The sequence below is a fragment of the Microbacterium sp. Soil_C_42 genome, from assembly GCF_057656735.1.
In genome coordinates, this window is sequence record NZ_JBDGJU010000057.1 from 1 (window position 1) to 16,870 (window position 16,870).

General features: G+C 72.5%; 17 protein-coding genes and 1 pseudogene. 10 read left to right on the top strand and 8 right to left on the bottom strand.

Features of this window, described 5'->3' with window-relative positions; genetic code table 11:
* Both AC3A46_RS18530 and AC3A46_RS18535 read left to right on the top strand, forming a co-directional pair.
* Positions 1-547 (top strand): hypothetical protein (locus tag AC3A46_RS18530; protein ID WP_487666540.1); only part of this gene is annotated, 547 nt, incomplete at its 5' end.
* A 69-nt stretch (positions 548-616) separates the two neighbouring features.
* Positions 617-2,002 carry a glycine--tRNA ligase gene (locus tag AC3A46_RS18535; protein ID WP_487666541.1) on the top strand — a complete coding sequence of 462 codons (1,386 nt, stop codon included), beginning with the start codon at positions 617-619 and terminating at the stop codon, positions 2,000-2,002.
* A gap of 200 nt (positions 2,003-2,202) precedes the next feature.
* On the opposite strand, the gene AC3A46_RS18540 is transcribed toward AC3A46_RS18535, so the two are convergent.
* Positions 2,203-2,625 carry a DUF1801 domain-containing protein gene (locus tag AC3A46_RS18540; protein WP_487666542.1) on the bottom strand — a complete coding sequence of 141 codons (423 nt, stop codon included), beginning with the start codon at positions 2,623-2,625 and terminating at the stop codon, positions 2,203-2,205.
* A gap of 13 nt (positions 2,626-2,638) precedes the next feature.
* Complete coding sequence (locus tag AC3A46_RS18545; protein ID WP_487666543.1) at positions 2,639-3,223, bottom strand: HhH-GPD-type base excision DNA repair protein; 585 nt, start codon at positions 3,221-3,223, stop codon at positions 2,639-2,641.
* Between the two features lie 62 nt (positions 3,224-3,285).
* Here AC3A46_RS18545 and AC3A46_RS18550 point away from each other — a divergent pair, with 62 nt between their 5' ends.
* The 7 genes from AC3A46_RS18550 to AC3A46_RS18580 all read left to right on the top strand — a co-directional run bounded on the left by AC3A46_RS18550 (position 3,286) and on the right by AC3A46_RS18580 (position 8,783).
* Positions 3,286-4,827 carry a protoporphyrinogen/coproporphyrinogen oxidase gene (locus tag AC3A46_RS18550; RefSeq protein WP_487666544.1) on the top strand — a complete coding sequence of 514 codons (1,542 nt, stop codon included), beginning with the start codon at positions 3,286-3,288 and terminating at the stop codon, positions 4,825-4,827.
* A gap of 98 nt (positions 4,828-4,925) precedes the next feature.
* Positions 4,926-5,315, top strand: a complete 390-nt coding sequence (locus AC3A46_RS18555; protein ID WP_487666545.1) for a hypothetical protein — start codon at positions 4,926-4,928, stop codon at positions 5,313-5,315.
* 4 nt (positions 5,316-5,319) lie between these two features.
* The gene (locus AC3A46_RS18560; protein ID WP_487666546.1) at positions 5,320-5,721 is read left to right on the top strand and encodes a phage holin family protein; all 402 of its coding nucleotides are present in this window, start codon (positions 5,320-5,322) and stop codon (positions 5,719-5,721) included.
* Complete coding sequence (locus AC3A46_RS18565; RefSeq protein WP_487666547.1) at positions 5,711-6,010, top strand: hypothetical protein; 300 nt, start codon at positions 5,711-5,713, stop codon at positions 6,008-6,010. The genes AC3A46_RS18560 and AC3A46_RS18565 overlap by 11 nt, the downstream gene beginning before the upstream one ends.
* Before the next feature lie 187 nt (positions 6,011-6,197).
* On the top strand, positions 6,198-7,046 hold the full coding sequence (locus AC3A46_RS18570) for a uroporphyrinogen-III synthase (protein ID WP_487666548.1): 849 nt from the start codon (positions 6,198-6,200) through the stop codon (positions 7,044-7,046).
* 7 nt (positions 7,047-7,053) lie between these two features.
* The gene (gene cofD / locus AC3A46_RS18575; RefSeq protein WP_487666549.1) at positions 7,054-8,037 is read left to right on the top strand and encodes a 2-phospho-L-lactate transferase; all 984 of its coding nucleotides are present in this window, start codon (positions 7,054-7,056) and stop codon (positions 8,035-8,037) included.
* Between the two features lie 2 nt (positions 8,038-8,039).
* Positions 8,040-8,783, top strand: a complete 744-nt coding sequence (locus AC3A46_RS18580; RefSeq protein ID WP_487666550.1) for a sulfite exporter TauE/SafE family protein — start codon at positions 8,040-8,042, stop codon at positions 8,781-8,783.
* A gap of 210 nt (positions 8,784-8,993) precedes the next feature.
* Here AC3A46_RS18580 and cofC read toward each other — a convergent pair whose 3' ends face one another.
* From cofC to cofG, 4 genes are read right to left on the bottom strand one after another with little or no spacing between them, the layout of a single operon-like run.
* Complete coding sequence (gene cofC / locus AC3A46_RS18585) at positions 8,994-9,719, bottom strand: 2-phospho-L-lactate guanylyltransferase (protein ID WP_487666551.1); 726 nt, start codon at positions 9,717-9,719, stop codon at positions 8,994-8,996.
* A complete protein-coding gene (gene fgd / locus AC3A46_RS18590) occupies positions 9,716-10,726 on the bottom strand; it encodes a glucose-6-phosphate dehydrogenase (coenzyme-F420) (RefSeq protein WP_487666552.1) in 1,011 nt (336 codons plus the stop codon). The genes cofC and fgd overlap by 4 nt, the downstream gene beginning before the upstream one ends.
* The gene (locus AC3A46_RS18595; protein ID WP_487666553.1) at positions 10,723-12,192 is read right to left on the bottom strand and encodes a flavin-containing monooxygenase; all 1,470 of its coding nucleotides are present in this window, start codon (positions 12,190-12,192) and stop codon (positions 10,723-10,725) included. Before AC3A46_RS18595 ends, fgd begins: the two co-directional genes overlap by 4 nt.
* Positions 12,189-14,750, bottom strand: a complete 2,562-nt coding sequence (cofG, locus tag AC3A46_RS18600) for a 7,8-didemethyl-8-hydroxy-5-deazariboflavin synthase CofG (protein WP_487666556.1) — start codon at positions 14,748-14,750, stop codon at positions 12,189-12,191. The genes AC3A46_RS18595 and cofG overlap by 4 nt, the downstream gene beginning before the upstream one ends.
* Positions 14,751-14,862: 112 nt before the next feature.
* Between cofG and AC3A46_RS18605 the strand changes: the two genes are divergently transcribed.
* Entirely contained in the window at positions 14,863-15,327 is a 465-nt protein-coding gene (locus tag AC3A46_RS18605; RefSeq protein WP_487666554.1) for a hypothetical protein, read from the top strand.
* Between the two features lie 63 nt (positions 15,328-15,390).
* Here AC3A46_RS18605 and AC3A46_RS18610 read toward each other — a convergent pair whose 3' ends face one another.
* Together AC3A46_RS18610 and AC3A46_RS18615 are read right to left on the bottom strand one after the other, a co-directional pair.
* The gene (locus tag AC3A46_RS18610; protein ID WP_487666555.1) at positions 15,391-16,209 is read right to left on the bottom strand and encodes an ABC transporter permease; all 819 of its coding nucleotides are present in this window, start codon (positions 16,207-16,209) and stop codon (positions 15,391-15,393) included.
* Positions 16,206-16,870 (bottom strand): annotated as a pseudogene (locus tag AC3A46_RS18615) (hypothetical protein); the annotation flags it as partial. The gene AC3A46_RS18610 and the pseudogene AC3A46_RS18615, both read right to left, overlap by 4 nt.

Sequence of the window (16,870 nt, forward strand, 5' to 3'; positions counted from 1 at the left end):
GGCGGTGCTCCGCCGGCGCGGTCGCGGCGGAGCCGCCGGCCGCCACGCCCCGCTTCCCGACGCCGTGCGCCCGCTCGTCGGGAGGCTGCGGGCACTGAGCGGCGAGTACGCGGCGGCCGGGGCATCCGGGAATCGCGATGCCACCGACGTCGCGACCGAGATCGTGACCGTCGCGAACAACACGACCGAGCTCTTCGACCGGCTCGGCCGCAAGGGCGACGAGGGGCAGCGGGCCACGGCCGCGGTCGAGTACGGCGAGACGCTGCGCAAGCTCACGGCGGCGCTCGACCGCGACTACCTGCTCGACATCCTGCAGCACCCCGACCTGTGGGACGACCCGGTCGATCGCGTCCGCGAGGTGCGCACCGCGCTGACATCGTTCTCGACCGAGCTCGTCGAGAACATCAAGCAGGTCAACGCCCGACGGGGCCTTCACTTCCAAGTGTCTCTCGACGGGCTCATCGGCCGCCGCAAGGAGCTGCAGGAGTGGGATCGCGCGTTCGAGCAGGCCGACGGCGACGCCGGTCCCTCGGCGCACGGCGACTAGAATCGACGGATGCCGCGGTCAGCGGCTTCTCGCACCTTCGTGCATCCCCTCCCGACCATTGGAGCCACCGTGGCCGAGCAGTCTCGCCTCGACAAAGTCATCGCCCTCGCCCGTCACCGCGGGTTCGTGTTCCAAGCGGGTGAGATCTACGGCGGATCCCGGTCGGCATGGGACTACGGCCCCCTCGGGACGGAGCTCAAGGAGAACATCCGTCGCCAGTGGTGGCAGACGTTCGTGCGCGGCCGCGGCGACATGGTCGGCCTCGACTCGTCGATCATCCTGCCCAAGCGCGTGTGGGAGGCATCCGGTCACGTCGCGACCTTCACCGATCCGCTGGTCGAGTGCCTGCAGTGCCACAAGCGCTTCCGCGCCGACAACCTCATCGAGGACTTCGAGGCCCGCAAGGGCCGCCCGGCGGAGAACGGCCTCGCCGACATCCCGTGCCCCAACTGCGGCACGAAGGGCCAGTACACCGAGCCCAAGGCGTTCTCGGGCCTGGTGAAGACCTACCTCGGCGTCGTCGACGACGAGTCCGGCCTGCACTACCTCCGCCCCGAGACCGCGCAGGGCATCTTCGTGAACTTCTCGAACGTGCTCACCGCGAGCCGCAAGAAGCCGCCGTTCGGCATCGGCCAGGTCGGCAAGGCGTTCCGCAACGAGATCACACCCGGAAACTTCATCTTCCGCACCCGCGAGTTCGAGCAGATGGAGATCGAGTACTTTGTGCCGCCCGCCGAGGCGCAGGAGTGGTTCGAGCACTGGGTCGACGAGTGCTGGGACTGGTTCATCGGGCTCGGCATCGACCCCGACAACATGCGCCGGTTCGACGTGCCCGAAGAGGACCGCGCCCACTACTCCGACGGCACCATCGACGTCGAGTACCGCTTCGGCTTCGCCGGCAAGGAGTGGGGCGAGCTCATGGGCGTCGCCAACCGCACCGACTACGACCTGAGCTCGCACTCGGAGGCGTCGGGCCAGTCGCTCACCTACTTCGACCAGGCCTCGGGCGAGAAGTACATCCCGTACGTCATCGAGCCCTCGTTCGGCCTCACCCGCGCGATGATGGCCTTCCTCGTCGACGCGTACCACGAGGAGGAGGCGCCGAACGCGAAGGGCGGCACCGACACCCGCACGGTGCTCAAGCTCGACCCGCGCCTGGCGCCCGTGAAGGTCGCCGTGCTCCCGCTGTCGCGCAACGAGCAGCTCTCGCCGATCGCCCGTGAGGTCGCGGAGACGCTGCGCGGCGACTGGAGCATCGACTTCGACGACGCCGGCGCGATCGGCCGCCGCTACCGTCGCCAGGACGAGATCGGCACGCCCTTCTGCGTCACGGTCGACTTCGACTCGCTCGACGACCGCGCCGTCACCGTGCGCGACCGCGACACGATGGGCCAGGAGCGCGTTCCGCTCGACGTCCTGCACGACTACCTCGCGGAGCGCCTCAAGGGCGCCTGACCCGCAGGACCACGGATGCCTCGACCCGCCGGGTCGAGGCATCCGTCGTCTGCGGGCGCGTGGCGGGCGTCCGTCGTCATCGTGCCGCGAGGTCCGCGCGGTCGCTTCCGGCGTCCGCGGTCGTTCGGGGCGGGCGCGGATGCCGATTCGGGCAGCGCGGGCGATCGGACTCGCGCCGGCAGGGGCGGCCGATCGGGCGGTCAGTCCGTGACGGTGTAGGTCGTGTCGCCGGTCTCGCCGGCGAGCACCCGGCGGTAGTCCTCGGCGACGATCTCGCGGAGCACGCCGGCATCGACCGCGTCGAGGTCCTTGATGTACAGGCAGCTGACCCCGGTCTCGTGCGGTCCCAGATTCGCGAGCCGGTCGCCGTGCGCGGCGGTGCGCAGCGTGTACACCGTCGTGGATTCGCGCCGCGGCGAGAACGCCGCGATCGGGGCGTCGCCCTCGCTGCCGGCCGCCGAGCGGTAGTGGCACGAGCCGAAGCCGATGATGGTGCCCCAGAGCTCGGGCTCGCGGCCCGTCACCTCGCGCAGCAGATCGATCATGCGTACGGCATCGCGCTGACGTTTCGCGGGCCGCACCGCGGCGACGAACTCGTCGACGTCGCCACCGGTCTTCTTCATCGCCGCCTCCCGGTCAGCCCTTGGCCGCGGCCTTCATCGCGCGCTTGTGCTCGCGCACCTTCGTCAGCGACTCCGGCGAGACGATGTCGGCGACGCTGCGGAACGACCCCTCGTCGCCGTACGAGCCGGCCGCCTCGCGCCAGCCGGCACCGGTGAAGCCGTACTGCTTGCCGAGGAGAGCCAGGAAGATCTTCGCCTTCTGCTCGCCGAACCCCGGCAGGGCCTTCAGCCGCTTCAGCACGGTCGGCCCGTCCGGTGCTCCGGCGGGATCCGTGGCCGGGCGGGTCCAGATCGCCGACGCGTCGCCGCCCCACTCCTGCGCGACCGCCGCACAGAGCGCCTGCACGCGTGCGGCCATCGAGCCCGGGAACCGGTGGACGGCCGGCGTCGCCTTGAAGAGCTCCGTGAACGCCTCGGGGTCGAAGCTCGCGATCGCCGCGGCATCCAGCGTCCCCGCGCGCTGGGAGATCTTGAGCGGTCCGGCGAATGCCGTCTCCATCGCGACCTGCTGGTCGAGCAGCATGCCAATCAGCAGGGCGAGCGGGTCGTCGGTGAGCAGGCGGTCGGCGGCGTCGTCGCCCGTGATGTGGAGCGTCATGCGGCCCAGTCTCCCACCGCCCGCTCCTGCCGGCACCGTTCGCGGATGGGAGGATGGATGCCGTGACCATCCCCACGCCCGCTCCCGACGCCGGCGGTCCGCCTGCACCCTCCGGGCACGAGGGCCCCACGTCCGAGCCCTTCCGGGAACTCGTCGACCACGCGCGTGAGACGCACGTGGTCGTCATCGGCGGCGGCATCGCCGGGCTCGTCGCGGCGTGGGAGTGCGCCAAGGTCGGCATGGCGGTGACGCTGGTGGAGGCATCCGATCGCCTCGGCGGCACGATCGGGTCCGCCCGCATCGCGGGACTCGAGCTCGAGACCGGTGTGACCTGCTGGTCGACCCGCGGCGGCACGGTGCGCGGGCTCGTCGACGACGTGCTGCCGGATGCCGCGATCGAGCGCCCGCGCGACGACCGCGAGTGGATCGCGGGCCTGCCGAAGGGCGCCGCGGCGCCGCTGCCCGCCGAGCAGGTGCTCGGAATCCCCGCCAACCCGTGGGACGAGAGCGTGCGCCGGATCATCGGATGGGGCGGCACGTGGCGCGCGTACCTCGATCGCCTGCGTCCCCCGCTCACGATCGGCGCCCAGCGCAGCCTCGGCCGGCTCGTCTACGGCCGCATGGGAGACAAGGTCCTGGATCGCCTGGTGGCACCGCTCACCATCGACCGCTTCGGCGTCGACCCCGTCGACGTCGACGTCGAGCTCGCCGCCCCGGGACTCAACAGCGCGCTCACCCGCACCGGGTGGCTCGGCGGTGCGGTCGCCGACGTACGCGTCGATGCCCCGAGCGCCTCGATCGAGGGACTGGACGGTGGGATGCCGCAGCTCACCGCCGCGCTCGCCGAGAGGCTCGCCGAGCGTGAGGTCGCGATCCACACGCACGCGCCGGCGACGGGTGTCGTGCGCAGCGACGGACGCTGGACGGTGGAAGTCGCGACGATCGCGCCCGACGGTGCGGCCGCCGCACCGGACCGGCTGCACGCCGACGCGGTCATCGTCGCGACCGACGAGACCACGGCGCGCGCGCTCCTCGCCGCCGCGCTCGGCACCCCGGCGTTCGCCGACGTCGCCGCCGCAGGGATCGCCCGCGACGTCGTGACGCTCGTGGTGGACGCGCCCGAGCTCGACGCGGCGCCGCGCGGTGCCCATGTCCACGCCGTCCCGGGCGGTTCACGCGCGACCGGCCTCGTCCATGAGACCGCTCGGTGGGAGTGGCTGGCGCGAGAGGCGGGCGCCGGGCGCCACGTCCTGCGCGTCGCCTTCGGCGCCCCGGGGATCGCACCGGCGACCGAGGGACTGTCCGACGCCGACGCGGCGGTGATGGCCGTGGCCGAGGCATCCGTCCTCCTCGGGGTGCAGCTCGACGAGGGCCGGATCGCCGGCGCGCGCCGCGACGCGTACACGCTCGTCCCTCCCGCGTCGGCCCTCGGCCGACGCGAGCGCACCGACGCCGCCCGGGCCGCGATCGCCCGCGCGCCGGGGCTCGCCGCCGTCGGCGCCTGGCTGTCGGGAAGCGGCCTCGCGCAGGTCGTCGCCGATGCTCAGGAGCAGGCCGACCGCCTTCGCCGCAAGGCTCTGTGGGGTGCCAAGGCGGCAGAGTGAACCCTGCGCCGGAGCCCCTGTCAAGGGTGGATGCCGGAATCGGCATACAGGGCTACCCTGGGAAGGTCGTCAGGTCACACCGAGCGTGAGGAGACCTCATGAAGGGCAAGGCTGGACTCGTTGTCGGACTCGCGATCGGGTATGTGCTCGGTACGCGCGCGGGTCGTGAACGCTACGAGCAGATCAAGACGCAGTGGCTGAAGGTGTGGAACACCGAGCCCGTGCAGAGCCAGGTCGGCAAGGTCAAGGACTTCGCCAAGTCCCAGGCCATGGCGCTGCCGTCGACGCTGTGGGAGTCGGCCGTGAAGGTCACGCAGGCCGCCGGATCGAAGGGCACCGCCGGGCAGAGGCTCGACGCGGCCATCAAGGTCGGCAAGGACTCGGCCGACGAGGTCGGCACGGCGGCGCAGACCTCGGCGAAGGCTGTGAAGGACGCCGTCGAGGACGCCGTCGACGACGCTTCCGAGAACGGCCGCGGCGGGGCTTGACGTGATGACAACCCCCCGCGGCTTCCGCGACCGCGCGGACGACAGCCTGCTCACCCTGCTGGGTGAGATCCCGGAGCTCGTCCGCAACCTCGTCATCGCGGAGATCGACGCCGCGAAGGCCTGGCTCGCCAAGACCGCGAAAGACGGCGGATGGGGAGCCCTGTGGGTCTTCGCCGCGCTGTTCGTGCTGTTCTGGTCGGTCCCGGTGTTCGGCACGTTCGTGATCGCGGGACTGTCGTCGTGGTGGCCCGTCTGGCTGTCGGCGATCGTCGTCTTCTTCGCGATGCTGATCGTCACGGCCGTGTTCGCGTTCATCGGCGTCCTCTACTTCCGCCGGATCGGCGAGCGCCGCAACCCGGTCCAATCGATCGCCCTGGATGTGAAGGAGGTGCGCGATGAGCTCTGACGCGCCCGTGCCGCTGTCGAAGAACTCCGTCGCGCTGCCTCGCACCGCCGTGCCCCTCGGGATCGGCGACCCCGTCGAGCAGGCGAGGACCGAGCTCAAGGCGGCGCTCGCCGCCATCGAGCAGAAGGCGAACGTCCCGCGCCGGGTCGGTCGCGCCCTCGACGAGCGGATCGAGCAGGCCCGCGCGTTCAATCGCCGCAACCCCGCGCTCACCGCCGTCGCGGTCGTCGCGGGCGCCGCCGCGATCGGCGCGGCGGTCTGGGGCTTCGTCCGCCTCTATACGCGCTGATCCCGCCCGGAATCCCGCTCTCCACACCGCCGAGGTAACGCCTCGCGCGATCGGGGGTATGCTCGGGAGGCAAGGCAGTGCAATGATGCGTTAGCTGCCGATCGCGCGAACCCGATTCGAATCGCGCATCGGCTGCCTCGATCTTTCCTGGGCGGCCGACTGAGCATCATCGAGAGTCGACCCCCCTATGAATTCCGCCGCAGCACAGCAGCAGTCCGTCAAACCCCTGACCGGCTGGCGCGTTCTCGTGCCCCGCGGCGGTCCCTGGGGCGACGGCGTCGCAGCGACTCTCCGCCGTCAGGGCGCGATCCCGGTGATCGCCCCGCTCATCAACTTCGCCCCCACGAACGACCAGGCATCGCTCGACCAGGCGCTCGCCGACCTCGCCGCCGGCAAGTTCGAGTGGCTGACGGTCACGAGCGCGACGACCGTCGACGTCCTCTACGCCTACCGCGCGGTCGTCCCGGCGACCACGAAGGTCGCCGCCGTGGGCGAGACCACCGCTGCCGCGCTCCTCGCCGTCGGCTATCGCGTCGACCTCGTGCCCGAGCGCGACAACTCCGCGGCCGGCATGGCGGAGCAGCTCATCGGCCTCGAGCCCGAGGCCCGCGACATCCTCACCCTTCGCAGCGAGATCGCGAAGCCGGTGCTCACCCGCATGCTCACCGAGGCCGGGCATCGCGTCCGCAGCGTCGTCGCGTACCGCACGGTCGGGGTCCCCGTCACCGAGCGCATCGCCGAGGACGTCCACTCCGGCCGCATCAACGCCATCCTCGTCACCAGCGGCTCGGTCGCGCAGCAGGTGCACGAGCAGTTCCCCGAGATCCCCGACACCACGCTGATCGCTGCGATCGGCCCGCGCACCGCCAAGGACGCGCGCCGCGCGGGCCTCGACGTGGATGTCGTGGCCGACGCACAGACCGTCGATGCTCTCATCGACGCCGTCGGGAGGTTCTCCCTCCCTCACGCGGCCGACGAGTTCGCCCCGAAGACCGGCATGATCCCGCGTCTCGGCGGCATCGACTCGCGGAACTGACGCGCCCGTGACCGGCACGCCCCGCATCGTCGTGCTCGCGGGCGGAGTCGGCGGCTCCCGCTTCGTCCTCGGAGTCCGTGGAGCGCTGCGCGCCCGCGGCATCGACGACACCGCGGCCGCGCTGACCGTCGTCGTCAACACCGGCGACGACATCTGGCTCTCCGGCGTGCGGCTGCAGCCCGACGTGGATTCGATCACCTACGCGCTCGCCGGCGTCAACGACGCCGAGCGCGGCTGGGGTCGGCAGGGCGACAGCGAGCGCGTGAATCACGAACTGCACGAGTGGAATGCCGGCTGGCCCTGGTTCACCCTCGGCGACCTCGACCTCGGCACGCATCTCGCCCGCACCGGCTGGCTGCGCGAGGGGCTCACGCCGACCGACGTGCTCGAGCGCATGTCGCACCGCTGGGACCTCGGCGCGCGCCTGCTGCCGATGACCGACAGCGAGGTCGACACCGTCGTGGTGCTCGCCGACGGCACGCGCCTGCACTTCCAGGAGTGGTGGACCCGGCACCGCGCCACGCTCGTCCCGGAGCGATTCGAGAACCCCGGCATCGACGAGGCCGCCGCCGCCCCCGGGGTCGCGGAGGCGATCGCCGAGGCGGACGCCGTGCTGCTGGCCCCCTCGAACCCGGTCGTGTCGATCGGCCCGATCCTCGCCGTGCCGGGCATGCGTGAGGCGCTGCGCGGGGCGCAGGCCCCCGTCGTCGGGGTCTCGCCGATCATCGGCGGCAAGGTCGTGCGCGGCATGGCCGACGTCTGTCTGGCCGCGATCGGCGTCGAGACGTCCGCAACGGCGGTCGCGGGCCTGTACGGCGCCCGCAGGAACGGCGGACTGCTCGACGCGTGGCTGCTCGCCGAAGAGGACGAGGCTGCCGCTGGCCAGGTCGCCGGGCTCGGCATCCGTCCCCTCGTCCGGCCGCTCTGGATGACGGATGCTGCGCGCCAGACCGCTCTCGGCGAGGCGGCGCTCGCCGCCGCCGGAGTGTGAGCGTGCCCGAACTCGCGTGGTGGGCGTGGGCGCTGCTCGGCCTCGGAGCCGTTGTCGTGGGCCTGTCGAAGACGGCCGTGCCCGGCGCGGGGACGATCGCCGTCGCCATCTTCGCGGCCGTGCTCCCGGCGAAGCAGTCGACCGGCGTCCTGCTGCTGCTGCTGATCGTCGCCGACATCTTCGCCGTGACCATGTACCGCCGGCACGCGGACTGGCGCACCCTGCTCAAGCTCGCCCCCGCGGTCGTGGTGGGCGTGCTCCTCGGCGTGGTGTTCCTGTGGTTCGCCGACGACGTGTGGGTGAAGAAGTCGATCGGCGTGATCCTGCTGGCCGTCATCGCCATCACGCTGCTGCGGCGCCGGTTCGCCACCGGCGTCGAGGCGGGCGGCTCGCACCGCGTCGCCGCAGCGACCTACGGCACCCTCGGCGGGTTCACCACGATGGTCGCGAACGCCGCCGGACCCGTGATGTCGATGTACTTCCTCGCCGCCCGCTTCGAGGTGAAGGCGTTCCTCGGCACGGCGGCCTGGTTCTTCGCGATCGTCAACCTGTTCAAGGTGCCGTTCTCGATCGGCATCGGCATCATCACAGTGCCGGGGATCCTCATCGACCTCGTGCTCGTGCCACTCGTCGTCGTCGCGGCGTTCGGAGGCCGGTGGCTCGCCGACCGCATGCCGCAGTCCGTCTTCGAGAAGCTGGTGATCGCCTTCACGATCGTCGGCGCGGTCTACCTGCTGCTCGTCTGACCCGCCGCGCTCATCCCGCCGGGCTAGCTGTGCCGGCGGGGTCGGGTCGGCCCGTGCGGTCGTCTCAGGCACGCGTTGCGACCGGACAGGCCGACTGCGCCGAGCGGACGCCGGCGGGGTCGGCCGGTGCGGTCGCTTCGGGACGGGTTGGTGACCGGAAGGGCCGACTCGGCGGGCGCTGCGGTACCCGAGGGGACGGATGCCGCGGCCTCAGCGCGCGAGAAGGGCCGCCGTGCGCGGGCCCAGACCCAGCATGCGCGCGGCGTCGAGCTGGTCGGCCGTGTCGACGTCGCGGCGGAGGGTGGAGGCATCCGGAATCGCAAGCGGCTCGCACCCCAGCGCGACGTGCCGTGCGAACGAGCCGTCGCCGAATGACGACTCCCATGGGGTGCCCGGCCCCGCGGTCACCAGCGTCGAGCCGGTGCCCTCCGCGTCGGGAACGACGGTGCGGGGGACGGATGCTGCGGCCCGCAGCGCGTCCGCGAGGTCGGCGGGCTGCAGCGCCGGAAGGTCTCCGAGGAGGGCGGCGCGCGGCATCCGTCCGTCCGGATCGATCGCCGCGACGCCCGCCGCCACCGCGGCGTCGAGCCCGCGCGCGTCGCCCTCGGGGACGAACCGCAGCGCCGGGATCATCACGGCGTCACGCGCGAGGGCGGCGTCGTCGGTCACCACCACGACCTGCGCGACGAGATCGCACGCGGTCGCCGCAGCGAGCGTGTCGAGCGCGATGGCGCGGGCGAGGTCCGCGCGACCCACGCCGTCGACGTCGAGCCGCGACTTCGCGCGGGCCGACGGCTTGACCGGCACCACGACGATCCAGCGGGGCGACCTCGACTCCTCGGGTTCCGCGCGTGACGGGGTGGAAGAGGTCGCACTCAGCGGCGGCGCCGCTGATTCCGGGGAGATGCGGCGGCGCCGGCCGAACAGAGGGGTCACGTGTACTTCGCGCGCAGGCGCGGGAGGATCTCTTCGCCGTACATCCGCAGGAAGGCGCCCTGGTCATGGCCCGGGTCGTGGAAGACGAGGTGGCGGAAGCCGAGGCCGATGTACCAGCCGATGCGCTCGACGTGCTCGTCGGGGTCGTCCGACACGATGAACCGCGACGCCGCGCGCTCGATCGGCAGCGCCTCGCCGAGCCGCTGCATCTCGATGGGGTCGTCGATGCCCATCTTCTCCTCGGGCGTGAGCGCCAGCGGCGCCCAGAACCGGGTCTTCTCCTTCGCGGCCTCGATGGTCTCGTCGAGCGAGACCTTGATCTCCATCAGGGTGTCGATCGCGTCGGCCGGGCGGCCGGCCTTCTCGAGTCCCTCGTGCAGCGCCGGCAGCAGCGTGTCGGTGTACAGCTCGCGCTTCTTGCCCGACGTGGTGATGAAGCCGTCGGCGATGCGGCCGGCGAGGCGCGTCGCGGCGGGGCCGGCGGCGCCGATGTAGATCGGCACCGGCTCGGGGAGCTTGTCGTAGATGGTGATGTTGCGGGCCGTGTAGTACGTGCCGTCGAAGGTGACGCGGTCCTCCGACCACAGCCGGCGGATGAGGCCGATGGCCTCCTTGAGCCGCTGGAACCGCTCCGGTGGATCGGGCCAGGTGATGCCGAGGTTCGCCTCGTTGAGCGCCTCGCCGGTGCCGACGCCGAGGATCACGCGCCCCGGGTACATCACGCCGAGGGTCGCGAAGTCCTGGGCGACGACCGTCGGGTTGTAGCGGAACGTCGGCGTGAGCACGGACGTGCCGATGAGCACGCGCGAGGTCTTCGCGCCGAGCGCGCCGAGCCACGGGACGGACGCGGGGGCATGCCCGCCGTCGTGCAGCCACGGCTGCAGGTGGTCCGAGATGAACACCGAGTCGAACCCGGCCTCCTCGGCCTGGATCGCATAGTCCAGCAGCTCGGCCGGGCCGAACTGCTCGGCGGAGGCCTTGTAGCCGAAGCGCAGGGGAACGGTCATGCGGGTATCCCTTCGATGGCGGGTTCAGTCAGGAATTCGGAGCCGTCGGCGCGGGCGAGTCGCTCCCGGAAGGCGTCGACGGTGCCCGGCCAGAGCAGGGCGAGCCTGCCCGAGCGCTCGTCGACGTACCAGTTGCGGCAGCCTCCGGTCATCCAGCGGGTGGATGCCGCAGCCCTGGCGATCTCATCGGTGTAGGTGCGCTCGGCCTCCGGGTCGACGCGCAGCGCGCGCCCGCCGCGGGCGTCGAGGACGCGCGCGACGTAGCCGGCCTGCTCCTCGATCATGAGGACCGAGGACGAGTGGCCGAGAGACGCGTTCGGTCCGTTGAGCACGAAGAGGTTCGGGAAGCCGGCGACCACCGTCGAGGCGAACGCCGTCATTCCGCTCGACCAGTGCTCGGCGAGCGTCGCCCCGCCCTCCCCCGAGACGTGGTCGGCGTACGGCTGGCGCGTCGAGGCGAATCCGGTCGCGAGGACCAGCGCGTCGACCTCGTGGCGGGTGCCGTCGGAGGCGACGAGCGTCGAGCCGTCCACCTCGGTGAGCGCTTCGGGCACGAGGGTCACCGCCTCGGACGCGACAGCGGGGTAGAAGTCGTCCGACAGCAGCACGCGCTTGCAGCCGAACGCGTAATCGGGGGTGAGAGCGGCACGCAGCGCGGGGTCGGCGACCTGACGCTCCAGGTGCGCGAGCGCCACGGCCTCGGCGTCCGCCGCCGCGGCGGAGTCGCCCGAGCGCGACGCGAAGCGCGCCTCGCCCTCGGCGTAGAGGTCGGCGCGCAGGGCCTCGAGGGCCTGCGGGGACGCGGCGAAGCGGGCGCGGTCGGCGTCGGAGTAGGCGTCGCCGCCGCGCGGCACGATCCAGGCGGGCGTGCGCTGGAAGAGCGTGACGTGCGCTGCCGTGCGTGCGAGCTCAGGGACGATCTGCACCGCGCTCGCACCGGTGCCGACGACGCCTACGCGGGCGCCGGCGAGATCCGCGGAGTGGTCCCACCGCGCGGAGTGGAACAGCGGCCCCGGGAACTGCTCGAGGCCGGCGAAGCGCGGAATGGCCGGCTCGGTGAGGCGCCCGCACGCGAGCACGAGCACCTCGGCGACGATGACCTCGGCGGGCGTGGCGATGCGCCACACCTCGTGCTCGGCATCCCAGGCGGCCCCGCGCATCGGGGTGCCGAGGAGCACCCGGTCGCGCAGGCCCTCGACATCGACGACGTGCTCGAGGTACGCGTGGATCTCCGCGCCCTTCGCGTACGTGCCCGACCACGCCGGGTTCGGGTGCGCCGCGAAGCCGTAGAGGTGCGACGGCACATCGCACGCGATGCCCGGATACGTGTTGTCGCGCCAGGTGCCGCCGACGGACTCCGCCCGCTCCAGCACCACGAAGTCCTCGCGGCCCGCGCGGCGCAGCGCCGACGCCACCCCGATGCCGGCGAATCCGGCACCGATGATCGCGACCTCGACGCGGATCACCGCGGGCCCGCTTGACCGTAGGTCGTGGTGCGCAGGCGGAACGGCCGGAACAGTCGCGCGACCATCGCCGAGGCATCCGTCACGGGCAGTTCGAGACCGTGCTCGATACCCGCCTCGGGCTTCACACGGCCGTCGAGCAGGGTGCCGCCGAGGTCGTCGCCGCCGGACTGCAGCAGGACGACGGATGCCTCGCGCCCGACGCGCGTCCACGGGATCTGGATGTGCGGGATGCTGCCCGACAGCAGCAGGCGCGAGACGGCGACCATCGCGCGGTGCTCGTCGAGCGCCGCGCGGCCGGAAACGAGTGAGACGCCGCCGGCGGGTCCGGGCAGCGGAATCGGCACGAACTCGCTGAAGCCGCGGGTCTCGTCCTGGATGGCCCGCAGTCGCCGCAGGTGCGTGATGCGCTCGGCGGCGGTCTCGACGTGGCCGTAGAAGATGACGCTCGTCGAGCGGAATCCGGCGCGGTGCGCGGTGGTGATGCCCTCGACCCAGCGGTCGATCTCGAGGTCTGTCGGCGCGACGAGCCTGCGCACGCGTTCGCTCAGCACCTTGACGCCCGTGCCCGGCACGGTGTCGACGCCCGCCTCGCGCATCGCCGCGAGCGCCGCGTCGAGCGAGAGGCCGGAGCGCTCGGCGAGGTCGCGCACGTCCTGAGGGCGGTAGGCGTGGAGATGGATGCCGGGGGCCCCGGCCTTCACCGCGCGCGCGATGTCGAGGTAGCCCGAGGGGTCGACCTCCGGCGGGAGGAGCCCCTGCACGCAGAGCTCGGTGGCGCCGAGGTCCCACGCGTCCGCCGCGATCGCCTCGACGTCGTCGAGGGTGAAGGTCGCGGGGTCGTCGCCCGGGGTCGGGCGGAGCCCGGTGGAGGTGAGGTTGCGGTTCACCACGAGGGTGACCGCTTCGCCCACGGTGTACCGGCGCACGTCGTCGGCGGTCGCCGCGAGTGCGTCGAGATCGTCGCCGGTCGCCTCGAGGAGGGCTACCCACTCGGCGTCGTCGAGCGCGAGCGGGTCCGCTGCCGCGGCCCCCGCGAGCTGCTTCACCGTCCGCGCCCTCGCCCCCCGCTGTTCCGCAGTCGACTTGTGCGAGTCCACCGACGCACGATCCGCCGAAACCGACTGCGCAGCGATCGGCCCGTTGGAGCTCAGACCCAGCGGTTCCGCAGTCAGTTCGTGCGGGTCGCCGGGGGGCCGATCCGCCGGAAGCGACTGCGGAACAGAGGAGAGCGGGACCGTGGGCGGGGTGGGGGAGGGAGACGCCGGGGGCACGGAGGCGGGGAGCCCGGCGGCGGCGCGGCTGGCGGCAGCGCGGCCGGGGGCGGCGAGTCCGGTCTTGGGATCCGCGAGCGCAGCGACCGCGGGCCGCAGCGCGGGGTCGATCCACGTCTCCGCGCCGAGCACGAACTCGGGCTGCGCCGTGAGGCGCTCGCGCAGCTCGAAGCCGAGCTCCGCCGTCATGCGGGCGAGGTCGTCGAGGTGCGGCCACGGGCGCTCGGGGTTCACGTGATCGGCGGTGAGGGGCGAGACGCCGCCCCAGTCGTCGGCGCCGGCGCGCACCAGCAGACCGAACTCCGTGGCGTCCGAGAGGTTCGGAGGCACCTGGATGCGCATCCGAGCACCCATCACGAGCCGGGCGACGGCGACGGCGGCGACGTACTCGAGCAGCTCTGCGTCGGGTGCGCCCTGCATGGCGGTGCGGGGCTTCGCGCGGAAGTTCTGGACGATGACCTCCTGCACGTGGCCCTGTCCCTCCACCCGGTGACGTTCGTGGGCCTCGCGGATCGCGACCAGCGACTCGGCGCGGTCGCGCACGGTCTCGCCGATCCCGACGAGGATGCCGGTGGTGAAGGGCACGCGCTCGCGCCCGGCGGCGTCGATCACCTCGAGCCGCAGCGCCGGGTCCTTGTCGGGCGAGCCGAAGTGCACCTGCCCGGGCTCCTCGAAGAGGCGACGCGAGGTCGTCTCGAGCATCATGCCCATCGACGGCGCGGTGGGACGCAGCATCCGCAGCTCGTCCGCGCTCATGACTCCCGGATTGGCGTGGGCGAGCAGACCGGTCTCGGCGGTCACCAGGCGCGCGATGTGCGCGACGTACTCGATCGTCGAGGCGAACCCGTGCTCGTCGAGCCACGCGCGCGCCTCGGGCCAGCGGTCCTCGGGACGGTCGCCCAGCGTCAGCAGCACCTCTTTGCAGCCCATCGCCTGGCCCTGCCGCACGACGGCCAGCACCTGCTCGGGCGACATGTACGCGGGCTTGTGCTTCTTGAGCAGCTGCCCGGGGGTGTCGACGAACACGCAGTAGTGGCAGCGGTCGCGGCACAGGGTCGTGAGCGGCACGAACACCTTGCGCGAGTACGTGATCACCCGAGGGCGACCGGATGCTGCGAGCCCGGCGTCGCGCAGTTCCCCGGCGATCTCCAGCAGGCGCTCGAATCGCTCGCCCGTCGCGCCGAGCAGCGTCTCGGCGTCGGCGGCGTCGAGACGTTCGCCGGCCGCGGCGCGCGCGAGCACGGCGTCGACGGCGATGGACGAGGACGCGGTGACGGAGGGGGACACGACGGTCACCGATCCAGTCTTGCACCGCCTGCGAGCACTGGGGCGTGGGATCGTTGCCCTCCCGTAAGCAAATCAGTCCGGTTCCGGCCGCCCGCGCTGGCAGACTGGGCACATGGTGACGCTGCTGCTCGACTCGACGCAGCTCGAAGTCGTGCTGTCGGTGTCCGAGCGCGCCCTGTCATTGCGCAAGGGGAATGTCGTCATCGAGCGCTCGACCATCACCAAGGTGCAGCTCACCGACGACGCGTGGACGTGGCTGCGCGGCATCCCGAGCCCCGGCACCCACGTGCGCGGGATCATCGCCGCGGGCACCTGGCGGTCCGCGGGCGGCGACGACTTCGCGATCATCCGCCGTCACCGGCCCAGTGTCGTGATCGACCTCGAGGGCCACCCCGAGTTCCAGCGGGTGATCGTCACCACGCGGCACGGCCTGGCGCTCGTGCAGGCTCTGCGGGTCGAGGTCGCAGCCGAGCCGACCGACGTCGTCGACATCGCGGCCGAGACCGGCACGATCCCCGTCGTCCCCGAGCGCAAGCCGCGCGGACGCAAGACGCCGGCGCCGGCTCCCGCCGTCTGACCTTCGCGTTTCGATTCTGCGTTTCGACTCGCAAGCCCGCTCGACGACCGGCGCGGGAGGGACTCAGCTGACGTCGCGCCGCCAGCTCACCAGGTGGCCGAGCACGACGAACACGATCGCGTAGCCGAACAGCACCAGCCCGCCCACCCACCACTCGAGCGGGGCCGCCGAGCCCTGGGGGATCGTCGCCGCGAAGACGCTCGCACCGACCAGCGCATCGCTCGCCGCTCCCGGCAGGAACCGCGTGACGTCCGACATTCCCTCCACGAACGCGGCGGCGGTGCGCCCGATCGGCTCGATGAACTGCGTGAACACGAGCACCCCGACGATCGCACCCACCTGATTGCGCACGAGGGCGCCGACGCCCACGCCGATGAGCGTCCAGAGGACGTAGGCGAGCAGCATCCGTCCGAGCATCGCCCAGGTGTCGGGCGAGGTGATGCCGGTCTCGAGACCGAAGCCCGCGAGGAACGCCGCCGACGTGCCGACCGCCGCGACGATGCCGATCACGCCGAGCACGACGCCGATGAGCACGCCGACGGCGAGCTTGGCGACGAGCACGCGGCCGCGGCGCGGCGTCGCGAGGAACGTGGGCGTGAGGGTCTTGTGGCGGAATTCCGCCGTCACCATCAGCGTGCCCACGAGCAGCGGGAAGACGTAGCCGACGGTGGTCGCGGTGCTGTACAGCGTGGCGGCGAGACCTTCCTCCGGCAACGGCGGCGCGTTGCCGGGGAGAGACCCCGTCGCGGCGGCCGCGTAGACGAAGCCGAGGGCCGCCGCGGTGAATGCGACATATGCGAACAGGACGATCGCGAGGATCCACCAGATGCTCGTGGAGAACAGCTTCGTGCTCTCGGCGCGAGTCGCGGCGGCGAGGCTCATCGGGCGCCCCCTTCCTCGTCGGCGGGTGGGGCGTGGGTGACGGCGTCCTCGAACGCCTCGGCCTCGGGCGGCACCCAGGCCTCGGGCTCGGGCTCGGTTCCGGGCTCGGGCTCGGTTCCGGGCTCGGACTCGGTTCCGGGGCCGGACCGGGATCCGGGCTCGGACTCGGATCCGGGTTCGTCGGGCGCCGATTCGCCGGTGTGGTCGAAGGCGGCGAAGAAGGCGTCCGCCTCGATGTCCGAGTCGGTCTTGACGTAGTGCTCCCACGGCCGGTCGTCGTCGGCGTCCGGCGGCTCCGGCGTCGAGAGCTCGTCGTCGATCTCGCCGACCGCCTGGACGTCGGCGTCCGCGTCTTCGGGAGCCCACGGATCGGCGGGGGCGGGGGGGGGGGGGGGGGGGGGGGGGGGGGCGGTCTCCGGCGCCGACGTGTCTGCGCGGTCGTCGTCCGCGCCCGGTTCGGAGCGTTGCGTCTCTGCGTCCTCGGGTGCCGCGGGCGACACGATGTCGATCACTCCCGTGCGTGCGACGGCGTAGGCGACGGGCGCCGGTGCGACGGGCGCCGGTGCGACGGGCGGTTCGGGCTCGCTGTCTGCCCGGGGCTCGGCACGCTCGGAGACCCCGGCGGCACCGGCCGCTGCGGCGAGGGCTGTCGCGGCGCCGG

Bases quoted from the DNA above. Each gene is read 5' to 3' on its own strand.
- AC3A46_RS18570 (WP_487666548.1), top strand. From the start codon at position 6,198: ATGAATTCCGCCGCAGCACAGCAGCAGTCCGTCAAACCCCTGACCGGC.
- fgd (WP_487666552.1), bottom strand. From the start codon at position 10,726: ATGACCGTTCCCCTGCGCTTCGGCTACAAGGCCTCCGCCGAGCAGTTC.
- AC3A46_RS18565 (WP_487666547.1), top strand. From the start codon at position 5,711: ATGAGCTCTGACGCGCCCGTGCCGCTGTCGAAGAACTCCGTCGCGCTG.
- AC3A46_RS18555 (WP_487666545.1), top strand. From the start codon at position 4,926: ATGAAGGGCAAGGCTGGACTCGTTGTCGGACTCGCGATCGGGTATGTG.
- AC3A46_RS18560 (WP_487666546.1), top strand. From the start codon at position 5,320: ATGACAACCCCCCGCGGCTTCCGCGACCGCGCGGACGACAGCCTGCTC.
- AC3A46_RS18545 (WP_487666543.1), bottom strand. From the start codon at position 3,223: ATGACGCTCCACATCACGGGCGACGACGCCGCCGACCGCCTGCTCACC.
- AC3A46_RS18610 (WP_487666555.1), bottom strand. From the start codon at position 16,209: ATGAGCCTCGCCGCCGCGACTCGCGCCGAGAGCACGAAGCTGTTCTCC.
- AC3A46_RS18540 (WP_487666542.1), bottom strand. From the start codon at position 2,625: ATGAAGAAGACCGGTGGCGACGTCGACGAGTTCGTCGCCGCGGTGCGG.
- AC3A46_RS18605 (WP_487666554.1), top strand. From the start codon at position 14,863: ATGGTGACGCTGCTGCTCGACTCGACGCAGCTCGAAGTCGTGCTGTCG.